The organism is Luteibacter sp. KNZ12-1A (assembly GCF_056755675.1).
In genome coordinates, this window is record NZ_JBPGXU010000049.1 from 1 (window position 1) to 15,584 (window position 15,584).

The window sequence follows — 15,584 nt, forward strand, 5'->3', positions numbered from 1 at the left end:
AGATGTGTATAAGAGACAGCCTCGGCAGCGTGCCGGTTACGGCAAGCGTCCTTCGTCGACAGGGTCGGCTCCCACCCAGGCGATCAACACCGGCAGTGCCAGGGCGAGGTTCAACAGCAGCCATCCCCACGACACCGCGTTCGCACCGATTTCCTGTACGACCACGCTCGCACCGAGCAGCGCCAGCCAGATCGCCATGAGCCGCTCTTCCACCAGCGGCATGAGCGCGCGGTCGCGCGTGCGCAACAGCGCCAGCACGAGGAAGCCGATGCACGGCATCGCGAAGAGGCCGATGGGGAAATCGCGATAACGGCCGTTGAATACCACCAGGAGGCCGTAGAGGGTCAGGACGAACATCCAGAAGAAGCGTTGCGGGGTGAACTCGTCCGTCCACGCGATACCGAACCGTCGACGCTCGACCGGCGACGGCGCGACCGCAACCGGATTCACCGGGGCGGCGAGGCGGGACGCGATCGCACGCGCCAACGACAGGGCGGTCGATCCTCCGGCGACACCGATGGCGATGCCCACGATCCATTCCATATCGTTGCGGCACGCGAAGAGCAGTAGCCGCGCATGCGCCGCCAGCGCGGTGCCGGTGGCGAAACCGGCCAGGGCCAGCGCCAACCAACCCGGAATGCCGTGCCAGCGCCGCCGGATCGAACCGGCCAGCAGGAACAGCAGGGCGCCTACGCCACCCGCGGCGATCGCCCAGGTCCAGCGCGGCTCCTCCACGACGGGTCCCTGCATGGCGAATTTCGGCCTGGCCTGCGTGTCGAAGATGCCCCAGAAGCCGCCGACCGTGCCTTCCAGGTCGCGTTTCCATGGCTGGTCGAAGGCTTCGATCACGTTGTAGGGCATGTCGACGGTGGCGGCGTAGTTGAGGAATTCGCGCACGTAGCGCGCCTCGTTGACGAGGCTCGCGCTGGCGTCGCGTCGCGAGCGTCCCTGGCTGGGCCAGCCGGTTTCGCCGATCATGACCTGCTTGCCCGGGAACTCCGCCTTCATCTTCTGGTAGACGTCGGCCACGTGTTGCACGGCCTTTTCCGGCGCCACCGGCTCGTCTTCCCAGTACGGAAGGATATGGATCGTGATGTAGTCGGTGACCTTGGCCAAGGCCGGATGCTTCTGCCAGAACTCCCAGACATCGGCATAGGTGACGGGCACGTCGGTCGCCGCGTTCACCCGCTCGATATAGGCTGCCAGCGCATGCTCGGACAGTTCGTTGCGCAGGAGCACCTCGTTGCCGACCACGATGCCACGCAAGGCATCGTGGTCGCGCCTCGCCGCCGCCAGGCCCAGTTCGATCTCCCGCTCGTTGGCGACGGGATCGCGACCGAGCCAGATGCCCATCAGCACCTTCATGCCGTAGCGTCGGGCGATATCAGGCACGGCGCCCAGGCCCTGGTTCATCGAGTAGGTGCGGACGCAATCGAAACGCGTGGACAAGGCCTTGAGATCCGCCTCGATCCGCTCCGGAGGGATGAAGGCGTGCGGGTCGAACGGCGTCTCTCCTTCGAGGCGGAACGGTGCGTACGACACGCAGGCGATGCGGGCCGTGGGCGAATCCGGCAGATTCACCGGACGCCCGAGCGACCACCAGTAGGCCGCGCCGAACACGGCGGCGAGGACGAGGACGATCCAGGCGAGCGGTCGCGCGAACCGCGCGTAGGAAGTGTGTGGCGGCATGCCGTTCCAGGTCGAAAGCCAAAGTTAGCGGCACAAGCTTAACGGCCCGCAGGCAGGAGGGCGATTCCCGTCGTTCAGGATGTTCATCCGGCCTGCGGGCGTCCTTCCCCTACAATCATGCGGTACGTACCCGTGAAGGAATCCCATGGTCCCCGCCCCGGCATCGCGACGCGCCGCCCGTTCCCTCCGCCTGCTGGCCGGCGTCGTCCTCGCCTTCTGTGGCGCCGCCGCCACGTTCAACGCATCGGCGGAGGGCACGGAAGCCCAGCGCCTCCGTTTCCGCCAGGCCTACGCCGTGGCCCAGCAAGGCGGCGATGCGTGGAAGGCGCAGGCGGCCGGGCTGGAGGGCTACGTGCTCTTCCCCTATCTGGAAGCGGCGGCCCTGGAGCACGATCTGCGCACGCTGGATCGCGCGCGCGTGGATGCCTATCTCGCCCGTTATCCGGGCCTCATCCCCGCCGCCGACCTGCGCCGCGATTTCCTGGGCGAGCTTGCGCGGCGCAAGGACTGGACCACGTTCAGCGCGATGTACCAGCCCGGCCTGGGTGACTCGTTGAGTTGTTTCGCACTGCAGGCGAAGCTCGTGCGCAACGAACCGCTGGTGTTCGACCGCGACCTCGCCGACCTGTGGAAAAAGGCCAGCCTGCCGAACGCTTGCGATCCCGCGATCGCCGCCGCGCACGACCAGGGGCTGCTGACACCCGATCGCCTGTGGACACGCATCCAGACGGCCGCGGAGGCGGGCAAGGGGGGCACGGTGGCCTCGCTGGCGCCGTGGTTGCCGCCCGAGGACGCGATCGCCGCGCAGCGCATCGCCCAGGCGCTGAACGATCCCGCCAGCGCATTGCGTGCCGCTTCCACCTGGCCCGACACACCGCGCCATCGCCAGGCCGTGACGCTGGCCCTGCAGCGCATGGCGCGCAAGCAGTCGACCGTGGCCGATACGGCCTGGTCGACGCTGGCGCCGCGCTTCTCCCTCAGCGAGCAGCAGAAAGGCGCGATCGAGAACGCACTGGCGCTGTTCCACGCCACCGACTTCGACGAGTCCGCGCTCGAACGCCTTGCCGCCTTGCCGCCCGGCGCGCAAACCGACGCGACACGCGAGTGGCGCGTGCGGGTCGCCCTCGCACGGCAGGATTGGGAAGCCGCCCTGGCGGCGCTCGACGCGCTCGGCGAGTCGCAGAAAGACGATGGCGAGTGGCGCTATTTCCGCGCGCTCGTGCTGGAAAAGCTGGGCCGCAAGGGCGACGCCCAACCGGTCTACCGCTCCGTGGCCCAGGAAGCCACCTATTTCGGCTTCCTCGCCGCCGACCGGATCGACACCGCCTATGCGATCTGCCCTTCGAGCATGGCCACCGACGAAGCACGCGAGGCCGCGTTGCTGGCCGATCCGGGCCTGGACCGCGCGTTCGAACTCTACGCCGTGGGACTGCAGAAGCTCGGCCGTCGCGAGTGGACGGCCGCGCTCGCCGGCCGCGATGCGGAAACCCAGCGACTGGCCGCCGACCTGGCGTTCCGCAAGGGCTGGTACGACCGTGCGGTATTCGGCCTCTCGTCCGGCGACGCCTTGCGTCTCTACGAACAGCGCTTCCCGCTGGCGCGCCAGGATGGCGTCGTGGAACAGGCCAGCCAGGCAGGCATCGAGGCGCCCTGGGCCTACGCGATCATCCGCGCGGAAAGCGCATGGATGACCGACGCGCGTTCCGGTGCCGACGCGCGCGGCCTCATGCAACTGCTGCCGGGCACGGCGGCGCTGGTCGCCAAGCGTAACGGCCTGTCGTGGTCCGGCGGCGACAGCCTCTACGAACCCACCACCAATATCGTGCTCGGAACCCGCTACCTCGCGCAGATGGCCGCGCGGTACAACGGCGCGCCCTGGCTCGCCAGCGCGGCGTACAACGCCGGGCCGAACAAGGTCGACCAGTGGGTGGAAGCACGCGGCACGCTCGATCCCGACCTGTTCGTCGCCAGCATTCCGTACAAGGAAACGCGGGAATACGTCGCGCGCGTGATGGCTTTCGCGGTGATCTACGACTGGCGCCTCAACGGCAACGCCTTGCCCATCGGCTCACGCATGACCCGCCTCGGCAGCACGTACGCGTTGCCTTCGCCTGGCGCGGTGCGCAAGCCGGTGGCCTGTCCCGCGCCTGCCGTGGCGAAAGCCGCGCCACCGACGGCGCCCGCCGTGATGGAGCCCGCTCCGGCCGAGGCGTCGTCGGCACCCGCGCCACAGGAGCCGCAGCGGTGAAAGCGCGGCGCATCGTCATCCTCGGTGGCACCGGCTTCGTCGGAGGCAGCCTCGTTCCGCGGCTCGCCGCCGACGGACACGAGTTGCTGCTGCTCTCGCGCAATCGCGAAGGCCGCCGCCATAGCGCCGTGGGCCGTAACGTCAAGGTGAGCAGCGCCGACATCTACGATTCGCCCACCCTGCGCCGGCATATCGCGGGCGCGGATGCCGTGATCCATCTCGTCGGCATCCTCAACGAGAGCGGCAGGAACACCTTCGCGCGTGTCTATCCGGAGCTGACCCGACTCGTGGTCGGCGCCTGCAAGGACACGGGCGTGCATCGCCTGCACCTGATGAGTTCGCTCAAGGCGGGACAGGGTCACTCCGGATACCTTCGCGCGCGCGGCGAAGCGGAAGCGCTGGTGAAGGCTTCGACGCTCGACTGGACCATCTACGAACCGAGCACGATCTTCGGCCCCGGCGACGGTCTCGTCAGCCGCTTCGACCGGCTGCTGCGCATGGCGCCCGTGGTGCCCCTGCCGAGGCCGCGGGCGAAAATGGCGCCCGTCTACGTCGGCGACGTGGCCGAGGCCATCGCGCGCGCCGTCGGCGACCCCTCGTCGGTGTTGCGTACCTACGAGCTGTATGGCCCGGAAACATGGACGCTGATCGACATCGTGCGCGCGATCCGCGATGCCCGTGGCCGCCGCCGCGCGGTGCTGCCGATGCCCGACGCGCTGGGACGGCTCCAGGCCCAGGTGGCCCAATTCGTACCGGGCAAGCCGTTCACGCCGGACAACTTCCGTTCGCTGCTCACCGATTCGGTCGGCCAGGTCGACGGCCTGGCGCAACTGGGCATCGATCCACAGCGTTTCTCCGCGTGGCTGCCACGCCTGCTCGGCCCATCGGTGCGCCAGCACCGGCTGGACGAGGCGCGCAGCCGGCGTCGCCCTTGAAAGGACACATGGACATCTATCTGGTCGGCGGTGCCGTTCGCGACGAATTACTCGGTCGACCCGTGGTCGACCGTGACTGGGTGGTGGTGGGCGCGACACCCGAGGAGATGCTCGCCGCCGGCTACAAGGCCGTGGGCAAGGATTTCCCCGTGTTCCTGCATGGGGAAACCAAGGAGGAGTACGCCCTCGCACGGACGGAACGGAAAACGGGCCGCGGCTACCACGGCTTCGCCTTCCATGCGGATCCGTCGGTGACCGTCGAGCAGGATCTGGAACGCCGCGACCTCACGATCAACGCCATCGCCCGGCACCAGGATGGTTCGCTCGTGGACCCGTTCGGCGGCGTCCGCGACATCCACACGCGCACGCTCCGCCACGTGTCCGATGCCTTCGCGGAAGATCCGGTGCGCCTGTTACGGGTGGCGCGGTTCGCGGCCCGCTATGTTCCCCTTGGCTTCACCGTGGCGGATGAAACCATGGCCTTGATGCGGCGCATGGTGGAGGACGGCGAAGTCGATCACCTGGTACCGGAACGCGTATGGGCCGAGACGCGGAAGGCGCTCGCCGAACCCGCCCCCTCCGCCTTCCTTCGCGTGTTGCGCGACAGTGGCGCGTTGCGCGTGCTGTTCCCCGAGGTGGATGCCCTCTATGGCGTGCCGCAGCGGCCGGAATTCCATCCGGAGGTCGACACCGGCATCCATGTGGAAATGGTGCTCGATGCCGCCGCGAAGCTCGCTCCCGGCGATGCGCTGGTCGGCTGGTGCGCGCTCACGCACGACCTGGGCAAGGCGCTCACGCCCGCCGACGTGCTGCCACGCCACATCATGCATGAGCAACGTGGCGTCGAGCCGGTGCGCGCGATGTCGTCCCGATTGAAGGTGCCGGCGGAGTACGCGTTCATGGCGGAGGTGGTGTGCAAGCATCATCTCAACGCGCACATGGCGCTGGAGCTGAAGCCGGCGACGATCCTGCGCCTGCTGGATACGCTGGGGGCCCTGCGCCGTCCGGAACGCCTGGAGACCTTCCTGCTCGCGTGCATGGCCGACAAGCGCGGCCGGCTGGGAAGCGAAGAAGCCGCGTATCCGCAGGCCGATTTCCTGCGGGCCTGCCGTGAAGCCGCGGCAGCGGTCACATCGCAGCCGTTCGTCGAACGGGGGCTGCAAGGACCGGCGATCGGCGAGGCGATGAAGAAGGCGCAGGTGCAGGCGATCGCGGGCGTGCCTCGTTCCGCTCCGTAGCTATCGCCGACAAGGTCGGCTCCCACAAAAGCCACCTGCGCCTCAACCGGGGGGGGAGCCACCTGCGCCTCGACCGGGTGGGAGCCGGCTACGCCCCGACCGGGTGGGAGCCGACTTGTCGGCGATGGGTTCGCGAACGCCTCCATCGAGGTGATACAACCCCTATCGGCTACAACCGCGCCCCCTGGTCGGCGGCCATCACCTCGACCGGCAGCGCCGCCGCGTCGATGCCCTTGGCGAACAGCATGACCTGGAAGCGCTCGCCCATCTGGTCGGGCATGGTGAGCTTCTTCACCTCCTGCGCGAGGCGGTAGCGCGCCGCCTCGTCGGCAAGCGCGAGGTAGTCGTTCTCGAAGAAATCCTGCATTCCGGCCGCGAGCAGGAACCGGGCCTGCGGCATATACGCCGCGACGCCGAATCCGGCGCTGTTGCCCGCTTCGGCAAGGGCGGTGAAGTCCACCGACGCGGTGAGGTCCTGCAATCCCGGCATGAAGAACGCATCGCCGTGCACGCGATGGCGATAGAAGGCGCGCAAGGTTCCGTCCGTGCGTTCGGATTGGTAGAACTCGCCGCGGGTATACCCGTAGTCGGCGAACAACATCGCGCCGCGACGCAGGCTTCCCGCCACCGCCTGCACCCAATAGGGCAGTTGCGGCAGGATCTCGCTGCGGTATCCGTTTTCGAATTCACGGCCGAGATCGCGCTCCACATGGCGCACGGCGCCGCCCACCAAGGCATCGGCGGGGCGATCGTTGCGCGCGAAGCGGCCCTCGCCATCGAGGACGACGTGTTCTTCGTAGATCTCGCCGTCGCGAGCCGTGAAGCGCGTGGTCGGCAGCGCGTCGATCACCTCGTTGGCGAAGAGCACGCCTTCCCACTCGGCCTCCGGCGGTCCATCGAGCCATGCCACGCGCGCGAACAAGGCGGCGGGAAGCGCGGCGCGAAGACGTTCACGCTGGCGCTCGCGCAGGTCGGCGCTCGGTTCAAGGATCATGTAGCGCCGTGGCGCGCATGCGGCCGCGTCGAGGGCAAGCAGGGCCGCTTCCGCGAAAGCGCCGCTGCCACCGCCGAGTTCGAGGAACCCGGCCTCCGCTCCGAGCGAACCCAGTACCGGCTCGAACGCGCGCACGACGCAACGGGCGAACAGCGTGCCCAGTTCCGGCGCCGTGACGAAATCGCCCTCGGCGCCGAACTTGGCCTTGCCCGCGCTGTAATAGCCCAATCCCGGTGTGTACAGGCAGCGCTCCATGAAGCGCGAGAAAGGCATGGGGCCGTGCGAGGCGATCTCCTCGCGCAACAGGGCGACGAGGTGATCGGAATGGGCGCGCTCGTCGGCGCCGGGTGCGGGGAGGTTGACGTTCATGCCATGCGTATTCGTAGACGAATGCGCAGGATAACGGAAGCCCCGCCCAGGCGGCGTCAAGCGATGGACCGGGCCCTCAGAAATCCTGCTGCAACGACAGGAACAGGCCGCGGCGCGGACCGAACTGGGGTGCGCCCACGCCGATGCCCGAACCATCGCGGATCTCGTAGGTGCGATCCAGCGCGTTCACCAGGGCAAGCTGTGCATGCGTGGCGCCAGCCGGGGTGAGATGGAAATCCCGCGACACGCTCAGGTTGAGCTGGAAGTACGCCGGCATGGTGTCGCCGTTGGGCACGATGCCGTCGCGGCGCAGGCCGGAGCCGAACAGGTAGTCCGCGCCGATCCGCGTCGAATCCGCGAAGGCGTAACTGATGCCACCCGACGAGGTGTACTTCTGGTCGTGGTCGAGATGGATGAAGTGATCCTGGATATAGGCCAGGTCGTCCGGGCTGAAGTTGTACTGGCCGGTGATGATCCGCTTGCCGACCGAGCGGTTGTACGCGAAGTTGAAGTACGCGGTGAGCGCGCCACCGTCGTAGTTGATCGTGAGTTCGTCACCCTTGACCTTGCCCTGGTCGTAGTTGAACGTGGAATAGACCAGCGCGGTGCCGAACTGTCCTTCGTCCTGGATGCGCTGCACATGGCGCGAATAGCTGTCGAGGCCCACCGTCCACGCATCGCCCAGCTTCTGCGAGATGCCGATGTCGTAATAGCTGGAACGCTCGGCCAGCGGCGTGTCGTTGCCGTTGTCCGGCAGCGCATTGGTGGTACCGGCGAACTTCGCGATCGAGGTGGGGCTGATCATCTCCGACGCGGGCGGCGTGAAGTAACGCGAGAAGCCCGCGTGGATCGTGGTGCTGTCCGTGGGTTGATACACCACGCCGACGCGCGGGCTCAGCTGGCTTTCCGTGCGGAAGGCGTCGTAACGATCGGCGCGGACGCCGTAGTTCACGGTCCACTTCTCGCCGATGCTCCACTCGTCCTGCAAATAGAGCGCGTAGGTGCGGGCGATGATGCGGCTGGCGTCGACGATGTTCAGCGGCGTGGTGGAGGTCTGGTTGCCGTCCGCGTCGGCCGGGAACACGAGCGCGTCGTTGGTGGCGTTCGCCCTTTCGAACGATCCGTAGATGCCATAGCGCAAGGTGTGGCTGTCGCCCAGCGGCGTGGAGAAGTCCGCTTGCAGCGTGCTCGCGCGGTTCGCCCGGCTCACGTCCGAAGCGACGCCGTTGAACATCAGGTCGCCGATGTCGTCCGGGGTGAAGTCCAGGCTGCTGTAACGCTGTCCCGCCGAGACCTGATATGCCGTGTCGCCCATCTTGCCCTGCAGGCTCAACACACCGAAGCGCGTCTTTTCCTTCTGGCGCTCGTTGAGCTGGGCCGAGTCGAAGTTGGTGACGTCGAGATAGCCGAACTGCGGCGTCTGGTCCGGGTTGTTCGGGATCTCGAAACGGTTGTTGGTGGCGCCGAACAGGAAGCTGAGGCGCGTGTCGTTGTCGATCAGGTAGGAGATATCGCCGAATGCCTTCACCTGGTTGGTGTGGTCGTGGATCGGCTTGCGGCTGGCGGTCGGGTTCTCGATACCGACGTCGTTCTCCAGGTAGTTCGCGGTGAGGAACCAGCTCCAGGCGCCGCTGCGGCCGAACAGGGTCGCGTTCGGGTTCAGCGTACCGAACTGGCCACCCGTGATGCCGACGCTGCCGCCCACGCCGTCTTCCTTGGGCGAACGCGTGGTGATGTCGACGATGGCCGCGGTGCGCTCGCCGTACTGCGCGGGCAAGGCACCCGTGAGCAGCTTCACGTTCTGGATCATGCGCGCGTCGAGGGTCTGGCCGAAGCCGCCGATGCTTTCCGGGATGAGCACGCCGTCGATGCGGTACTGCAGGTTCGCGTGGTCGCCGCGCACGTGCAACTGGCCGTAGGAATCCTGGACCACGCCCGGCGCCTGCAGGATCACCTGGTTCAACGGCGTCGAATCGCCCAGCGGCAGGGCCTGGATCGTCTGCCGGTCCATGACGTACTGGCTGCTGCCCGTGTCGGGCGACAGGCTGTTCCGCGCTTCGTCCAGCCGGGCGGTCACGTCCACCTCGCCAAGGTCCGTGGCCTTCGGCGGCGGCCTGTCGTCGGTCGCGAAAACGGGTGCGGCGGACAGGGCGAGGGCGATGCAGAGCGCGAGGCGAGCAGGGGTCATCGTGGATTTTTCCAAGGATCGAAATGTTATAACGTATCTTCTTGCGGACACGCCAAGGGGGAATTGGGCGAGGCGACTGTGCCGGGCGTGGCTTTCCGCCAGCTTTCACGGCGCTTCATGATCGACTCACGCCGTCGCGGCGACCATGCCCGTCCTGACCCCTGGAGAAACCGATGGCGAAACGAGACGCCACATCGACATCGAAGGAAATCGTCGCGACGAGCGGCGGCCGCGCCGACAGCCCTGTCGCCAGGGCCATCCTGGAGTTCGTCAGCCGGATTCCCGATAGCGACATCTCCCCCGCCAGCAAGGGCACGGCGGAGGAAGAAGCGCGCCGCCTGGCCAGCACGGCCGCCAACAAGGCCGCGGTGACGGCCGGGTCGCTGGCCTTGCCGCCAGGTCCATTGGGATGGCTGACCGTGCTGCCGGAGCTAGTCGCGATCTGGCGCATCCAGGGCCAGCTGGTCAGCGATATCGCCGCCGCCTATGGCAAGACCGCCCGGCTCGGGCGGGAACAGATGCTCTGGTGCCTGTTTCGCCATACCGCCGCGCAGGCCTTCCGCGACGTGGCCATCCGCGTCGGCGACCGCCTGGTCTTCCGCACCGCCGCCACGGGGGTATTGCAGCGGCTGGCCGGGCGCATCGGCGTCAGTATCTCCAAGCGCGCCGTCGGCAAGGGCATCTCGCGCTGGCTGCCCATCGTCGGCGCCCTGGGCGTGGGAGCCTACGCTTATTACGACACCGGACAGGTGGCGCGGACGGCGATCGAACTGTTCAGTGGCGAGGTGCACGTCGAGGAAGACGAACAGGCTTCGCCGGAAGCGGACGCGTAGCGATGCCCGGTGACGTGGGCGCCGGTTTGCGGCAAGCTCGCGGGCGCATCTACAGGGAGTCACGATGAACAAGCAGCCGGTCGTCCTCGTCACCGGAGGCGCGCGCCGCGTCGGCGCCGCCATCGTCAGGCGCCTGCACGCCGCGGGTTGCGTCGTGGCGATCCACTACCGGCGTTCGGCCGGCGAGGCCGACGCGCTCGCGCGTGAGCTCAACGCCGCCCGCACGGGCAGCGCGGCCACGTTCGCCGCCGCGCTGGAAGACGACGACGCCTTGCCGGTCCTCGTCGGCTCCGTGGTCGAGCGCTTCGGCCGCCTCGACGGACTGGTCAACAACGCCTCCGCGTTCTACCCCACCCCGGTCGGCGCGACCACGCCCGCGCATTGGGACGACCTGTTCGCCGCGAACGCGCGCGCGCCCTTTTTCCTGGCGCAAGCGGCCACGCCCGCACTGCGCGAGGCAAAGGGAGCGATCGTGAACATCGTCGACATCTACGCCGAGCGCCCGCTCGCCGGGCACGCCGTGTACTCGATGGCGAAAGCCTCGCTGGCGATGCTCACCTTCGCCCTGGCGAAGGATCTCGCACCCGATATCCGTGTCAACGCGGTCGCTCCCGGTGCCATCCTGTGGCCCGAGTCGGGCAAACCGGAAGAAGCTGCCGAGACGCTCATCGCGAAGACGCCGCTCGCCCGCAAGGGCGAGCCGGCGGACGTGGCCGAAGCCGTGCGCTGGCTGTTGCTCGACGCACGCTACACGACCGGGCAGGTCGTGCGCGTGGACGGCGGGCGGGCGCTGACGATCTGAGCGTCAGTTCTTCTGGCGGAACGCCGATTCGAGCAGCGCGCGGTCGAAACCCTGGCCCGGATCGCCTTCCTGGGTATAGCGGTACAACGCCGCGGAGTACACGCCATGCATCGCCGCCTGGAACAGGCTGAGCGCGACCAGGCCGACGATGGCGATCACGCCCACCGCCACCATCAATGCCACCGACTGCGTGCTGGCCGCGGCGAAGAACAGGATGCCGCTGACGAAGATCAGGCAGAAGGTGAGGATGCCGCCGGCCAGGCCGATGCCGGCGTTGCCGATCAGGTTCTCGCCCCAGGTCTGTTTCAACGCGCCGGCGCTGCGCTTCACCGCATCGATGGGGCCGACGTCCTGCGCGGCGAGCACGGGCACGACGAGGAAGGTGGCCACCGTCCAACCGAAGCCGATCAGGCCGACCACGAGACGGCCGATGAAGCCGAGGCGTTCCTGCAACGCGCGAAGGATCATGCCCACCGTCGCGGCGATCAGGGCGTAGCCGAGGATGTTCGGTAACTTGCCCATGGCCGTGCGGATGCCATCGCCGAGGGTCGGATTGCCGCCGTCCAGACGGATCAGCGCGGCCGAAGCCAGCGCCACGTTGAAGAAGATGACCACGGCGTACTGGACGAAGTAGAAGAGGAAGCTCACCAGCAGGAACATCGGCGAGACATGCTGGCGCTGGCCTTCGAGGTCCACCTGGTTGTGCGAGACCAGGGCGATGACAGGCCATGCGAAGGTGGCGATCACCACCAGCGAGGCCAGCCCCGCGAGCAGCGGGAAGAGCATCAATTCCTTGTCCTGCCGGAGGATGTTGGCGCTGGCTTTCATCAGCGCCCAACTGCGTGCGAACTTACCCATTTCCTTGTTTCCCCTTGGTCCGATGTGGACGCGTTGTAGCATCTTGCGCGAGCAGTCGCCAGCGTCACCGGCCGAAGATGGAAACCAGCCAACCGAAACTCGGTGGGAGCCGACCTTGTCGGCGATCCCGCGGCAGCGGGCCAGGTTGAAGCAAGCACCCATCGCCGACAAAGTCGGCTCCCACAAGAGCGAAATCCGTCTTCCTTGAAGCGGACCCACATGGAAGCGGACCCACATGCCGGACATACCTTGTGGGAGCCGACCTTGTCGGCGATCCCGCGGCAGCGGGCCAGGTTGAGGCAAGCACCCATCGCCGACAGGGTCGGCTCCCACAAGAAAGCCGGCTCCCACCGGAAGGCTCGTGCTTCGGGAACGCTTCTTACTTGGGTGCGGCCACGGCGCGGGTGCAGGCTTCATCCACCACCAGCGGCTCGCTCTCCTGCGGGAAGGCCGCCCACAGGTCCGCCATCGTCCGGCCGTTCACCGGGTGACGCAGCGCCGGCGCGATATCGGCCATGGGCTTCAGCACGAAGGCGTGACGCAACTCACCGCGAGGGATCTCCAGATGCCCTTCCCCGCTCAGCACGAGGTCGTCGTAGAGCACGATGTCCACATCGAGGGTGCGGCTCGCGTAGCGCTCACCGCCACGGACGCGCCCGTGGCGATCTTCCAGCGCGTGCAGCCAGTCGTTGAGGTCGTCGGGACCGAGGTCGCTGTCAAGGGCCACGGCGAGGTTGAGGAAGTCAGGTCCGTCGAAGCCGACCGCCGCGCTGCGGTAAACCGGCGAAACGTCCAGCGCTCCGAAGCGGCGGCGCAGCTCGGCCACCGCAAGACCGAGCCAGTGTTCCGCATCGATGTTCGAGCCCAGGCTGAGGTAGGCGCGCCCCACGTCAGTGCTTGTCCATCGGGTTAATCATTCCGGACGCGTGCCGCGTTCGATGCGAACGCCGACCGCGCGGGCCCCGCGTACCGCGCCGGGCTTGGAAAGCTTCAGGCGCACCCAGGTCACGCCGAACTCCTCGCGCACGATCTCCGCGCAGCGCTCGGCGAGCGTCTCGACCAGGCCGAAGCTCGAAGCCTCCACGTAAGCCTGGAGGCGCTTGGAGATCGACTTGTAGTTGAGCGTGTCGGCGATGTCGTCACTGGCGGCCGGCCGGCGGTTGTCAAAGGCCATCTCGAGATCGAACGACAGGGTCTGCCGAATGCGGCGTTCCCAGTCGTAGATGCCGATGACCGCGTCGATGCGCAGGTCTTCGATGAAGACGATATCCATGGAGTCAGGTGCTGCGAAGGGCCTTACAGGGTCCGCGAGGAGGGGCGATTTCGCAAGCACTCAGGCCGCTGGCGGCAATGTCTCCAGGCTCCAGCGCGGATACACCTGGATCGTCTCGTCCTGGTGCTGGCCCACGGCCAGCCGGATCGCCCCGGCCAGGGCGATCATCGCGCCATTGTCGGTGCAGAACGCCAGGCGCGGGAAATACACCCGGAATCCGTCCGCCCCGGCGGCCTGCGCCAGTTGTTCGCGCAGCCGCTTGTTCGCGCCCACGCCGCCCGCGATCACCAGCCGCTTCGCCCCGGTGACCTCCAGCGCGCGCCGGCACTTGATGGCCAGGGTGTCGACGATCGCCTCCTCGAAACCGCGGGCGATGTCGGCACGGGTCTGATCGGTCTTGTCCGACGCCTGCCAGGCCAGGAGCACCTGGGTCTTCAGGCCGGAAAAGCTGAAGTCCAGACCCGGCCGGTCGACCATCGGGCGCGAGAAACGAAAGCGTCCCGGCGTGCCCTCCTCGGCCAGCTTCGCCAGCGCCGGGCCGCCCGGGTAGGGCAGGCCCATGAGCTTGGCCGTCTTGTCGAAGGCCTCGCCCGCGGCGTCGTCGAGGGTGTCGCCGAGGATCCGGTACTCGCCGATCGCCTTGACCTCCACCAGCATCGAATGACCACCCGAGACCAGCAAGGCGACGAAGGGCGGTTCCGGCGGATCGTCCTCGAGCAGCGGCGCGAGCAGGTGGCCTTCCATGTGGTGGACCCCGATGGCGGGCACACCCAGCGCCCAGGCCATGGCCCGGGCCGCCGAGGCACCGACCAGCAGGGCGCCGACCAGGCCGGGCCCCGCCGTATAGGCCACGCCACCGAGGTCCGCCGGGGTCATGCCGGCCTCCTTCAAGGCCTCCCTGACCAGGGGCAGCAGCTTGCGCACATGGTCCCGGCTGGCCAGTTCAGGCACCACGCCGCCGTATTCGGCATGCAGGGCGATCTGGCTGAAGAGCGCGTGGGAAAGCAGCCCCCGGCCAGGCTTCTCGGGGTCCCAGCGCAGCAGGGCCACGCCGGTCTCGTCGCAGGAGGTTTCCACGCCCAAAACGGGCTTTGAATTTTTCATCTCGATCACGTTATAATCCACGGCTCACCCGGATTCACGGGTCAGTTTAATCAAGTGGAGTTTCCATGCCGAGCGTTAAAGTCCGCGAGAACGAGCCGTTTGAGCTTGCCCTTCGCCGCTTCAAGCGTACGTGCGAGAAGGCTGGCGTGCTGGCCGAAACGCGCAAGCGCGAATTTTACGAAAAGCCGACCCAGGAGCGTAAGCGCAAGCGCGCTGCTGCTGTGAAGCGCCACCTGCGCCGTCTGTCCCGCGACACGACGCGCCGGACCCGCATGTACTGATGTACCAGCCGGTCCTCGTGGCCGGCATGGTAACGCGGTTGGCGCGTTTACGCTGCCCCCGCACTCAGGCGGAAATCCCGAGCCGGCTTTGCCGAAAGGTGAAGCCGGCTTTTCGTCGTCCCGGAGAAAAGACATGAGCCTCAAGGCAAAGATCACCGAAGACATGAAGGCCGCCATGAAGGGCGGTGAAAAGGACCGCCTGGCCGTCATCCGCCTGGTCCAGGCCCAGATCAAGCAGCGCGAGGTCGACGAGCGGATCGAGCTGGACGACAACCAGGTGCTCGCCGTGCTCGAGAAGATGCAGAAGCAGCGCCGCGATTCGATCGAGCAGTACGACAAGGCTGGTCGCACCGATCTGGCCGATATCGAGCGCTACGAGATGGGCGTGATCGACGGCTACCTGCCCGCCAAGCTGGGCGAGGCCGAACTGGACGCCATCATCGACGCCGCCATCGCCGAATCCGGAGCCACCACCGCCCGTGACATGGGCAAGGTGGTCGCGCTGATCAAGGAAAAGGCCACCGGCCGCGCGGACATGGCCGCCGTGGCAGGCAAGGTGAAGGCCAGGCTGGCCTGATAGCCTCCGCGGGAACCGAGCCGATTGGGAACCGACCCTGGTGGGAGCCGGCTCCCACAGTGTATTGCGGGCACCCATCGCCGACAGGGTCGGCTCCCACCAAATCGCCGCTTCAACTAACGGTGACCGTTCACGGCTTCGCCACGGTGCTGCCAGCATCCTGCGCGGCGCGGCTGGCGGGCCACCCTCCGGCGC

14 protein-coding genes are annotated in these 15,584 nt (G+C 67.6%); 7 read left to right on the forward strand and 7 right to left on the reverse strand.

The annotated features are described in order from the left end of the window. Positions 1-36: 36 nt before the first annotated feature. A complete protein-coding gene (locus ACR9ZJ_RS11375; RefSeq protein ID WP_481287811.1) occupies positions 37-1,689 on the reverse strand; it encodes a glycoside hydrolase family 17 protein in 1,653 nt (550 codons plus the stop codon). A gap of 145 nt (positions 1,690-1,834) precedes the next feature. Here ACR9ZJ_RS11375 and ACR9ZJ_RS11380 point away from each other — a divergent pair, with 145 nt between their 5' ends. The 3 genes from ACR9ZJ_RS11380 to ACR9ZJ_RS11390 are packed head-to-tail and all read left to right on the forward strand — an operon-like array spanning position 1,835 to position 6,110. After that, positions 1,835-3,937: a transglycosylase SLT domain-containing protein gene (locus tag ACR9ZJ_RS11380; RefSeq protein ID WP_481287812.1), complete on the forward strand. Its 2,103-nt coding sequence runs from the start codon at positions 1,835-1,837 to the stop codon at positions 3,935-3,937. Then, the gene (locus tag ACR9ZJ_RS11385) at positions 3,934-4,872 is read left to right on the forward strand and encodes a complex I NDUFA9 subunit family protein (protein WP_481287813.1); all 939 of its coding nucleotides are present in this window, start codon (positions 3,934-3,936) and stop codon (positions 4,870-4,872) included. The genes ACR9ZJ_RS11380 and ACR9ZJ_RS11385 overlap by 4 nt, the downstream gene beginning before the upstream one ends. 8 nt (positions 4,873-4,880) lie before the next feature. Then, positions 4,881-6,110: a multifunctional CCA addition/repair protein gene (locus ACR9ZJ_RS11390; protein WP_481287814.1), complete on the forward strand. Its 1,230-nt coding sequence runs from the start codon at positions 4,881-4,883 to the stop codon at positions 6,108-6,110. A gap of 169 nt (positions 6,111-6,279) precedes the next feature. On the opposite strand, the gene ACR9ZJ_RS11395 is transcribed toward ACR9ZJ_RS11390, so the two are convergent. Next, complete coding sequence (locus ACR9ZJ_RS11395) at positions 6,280-7,473, reverse strand: class I SAM-dependent methyltransferase (protein ID WP_481287815.1); 1,194 nt, start codon at positions 7,471-7,473, stop codon at positions 6,280-6,282. A 76-nt stretch (positions 7,474-7,549) separates the two neighbouring features. Further along, positions 7,550-9,661 (reverse strand): TonB-dependent receptor, encoded by a 2,112-nt coding sequence (locus tag ACR9ZJ_RS11400; protein ID WP_481287816.1) that lies wholly within the window; start codon positions 9,659-9,661, stop codon positions 7,550-7,552. Positions 9,662-9,834: 173 nt separating this feature from the next. Between ACR9ZJ_RS11400 and ACR9ZJ_RS11405 the strand changes: the two genes are divergently transcribed. Beyond that, a complete protein-coding gene (locus ACR9ZJ_RS11405; protein WP_481282374.1) occupies positions 9,835-10,494 on the forward strand; it encodes a hypothetical protein in 660 nt (219 codons plus the stop codon). A 64-nt stretch (positions 10,495-10,558) separates the two neighbouring features. Then, positions 10,559-11,296: a pteridine reductase gene (locus ACR9ZJ_RS11410; RefSeq protein ID WP_481287817.1), complete on the forward strand. Its 738-nt coding sequence runs from the start codon at positions 10,559-10,561 to the stop codon at positions 11,294-11,296. A gap of 3 nt (positions 11,297-11,299) precedes the next feature. Here the strand turns inward: ACR9ZJ_RS11410 and ACR9ZJ_RS11415 are convergent, their stop codons facing one another. The 4 genes from ACR9ZJ_RS11415 to tsaD form a co-directional block, all read right to left on the reverse strand. Continuing rightward, positions 11,300-12,154 carry a DUF6159 family protein gene (locus ACR9ZJ_RS11415; RefSeq protein ID WP_481287818.1) on the reverse strand — a complete coding sequence of 285 codons (855 nt, stop codon included), beginning with the start codon at positions 12,152-12,154 and terminating at the stop codon, positions 11,300-11,302. A gap of 379 nt (positions 12,155-12,533) precedes the next feature. Beyond that, complete coding sequence (gene folK, locus ACR9ZJ_RS11420) at positions 12,534-13,043, reverse strand: 2-amino-4-hydroxy-6-hydroxymethyldihydropteridine diphosphokinase (protein ID WP_481282371.1); 510 nt, start codon at positions 13,041-13,043, stop codon at positions 12,534-12,536. Between the two features lie 24 nt (positions 13,044-13,067). Continuing rightward, on the reverse strand, positions 13,068-13,427 hold the full coding sequence (gene folB / locus ACR9ZJ_RS11425) for a dihydroneopterin aldolase (protein ID WP_306849135.1): 360 nt from the start codon (positions 13,425-13,427) through the stop codon (positions 13,068-13,070). A gap of 60 nt (positions 13,428-13,487) precedes the next feature. After that, positions 13,488-14,531: a tRNA (adenosine(37)-N6)-threonylcarbamoyltransferase complex transferase subunit TsaD gene (tsaD, locus tag ACR9ZJ_RS11430; RefSeq protein WP_481287824.1), complete on the reverse strand. Its 1,044-nt coding sequence runs from the start codon at positions 14,529-14,531 to the stop codon at positions 13,488-13,490. Positions 14,532-14,596: 65 nt separating this feature from the next. Here tsaD and rpsU point away from each other — a divergent pair, with 65 nt between their 5' ends. After that, positions 14,597-14,812: a 30S ribosomal protein S21 gene (rpsU, locus tag ACR9ZJ_RS11435; protein ID WP_029213735.1), complete on the forward strand. Its 216-nt coding sequence runs from the start codon at positions 14,597-14,599 to the stop codon at positions 14,810-14,812. A gap of 133 nt (positions 14,813-14,945) precedes the next feature. Beyond that, the gene (locus ACR9ZJ_RS11440) at positions 14,946-15,389 is read left to right on the forward strand and encodes a GatB/YqeY domain-containing protein (protein ID WP_481282369.1); all 444 of its coding nucleotides are present in this window, start codon (positions 14,946-14,948) and stop codon (positions 15,387-15,389) included. Positions 15,390-15,584 lie beyond the last annotated feature (195 nt).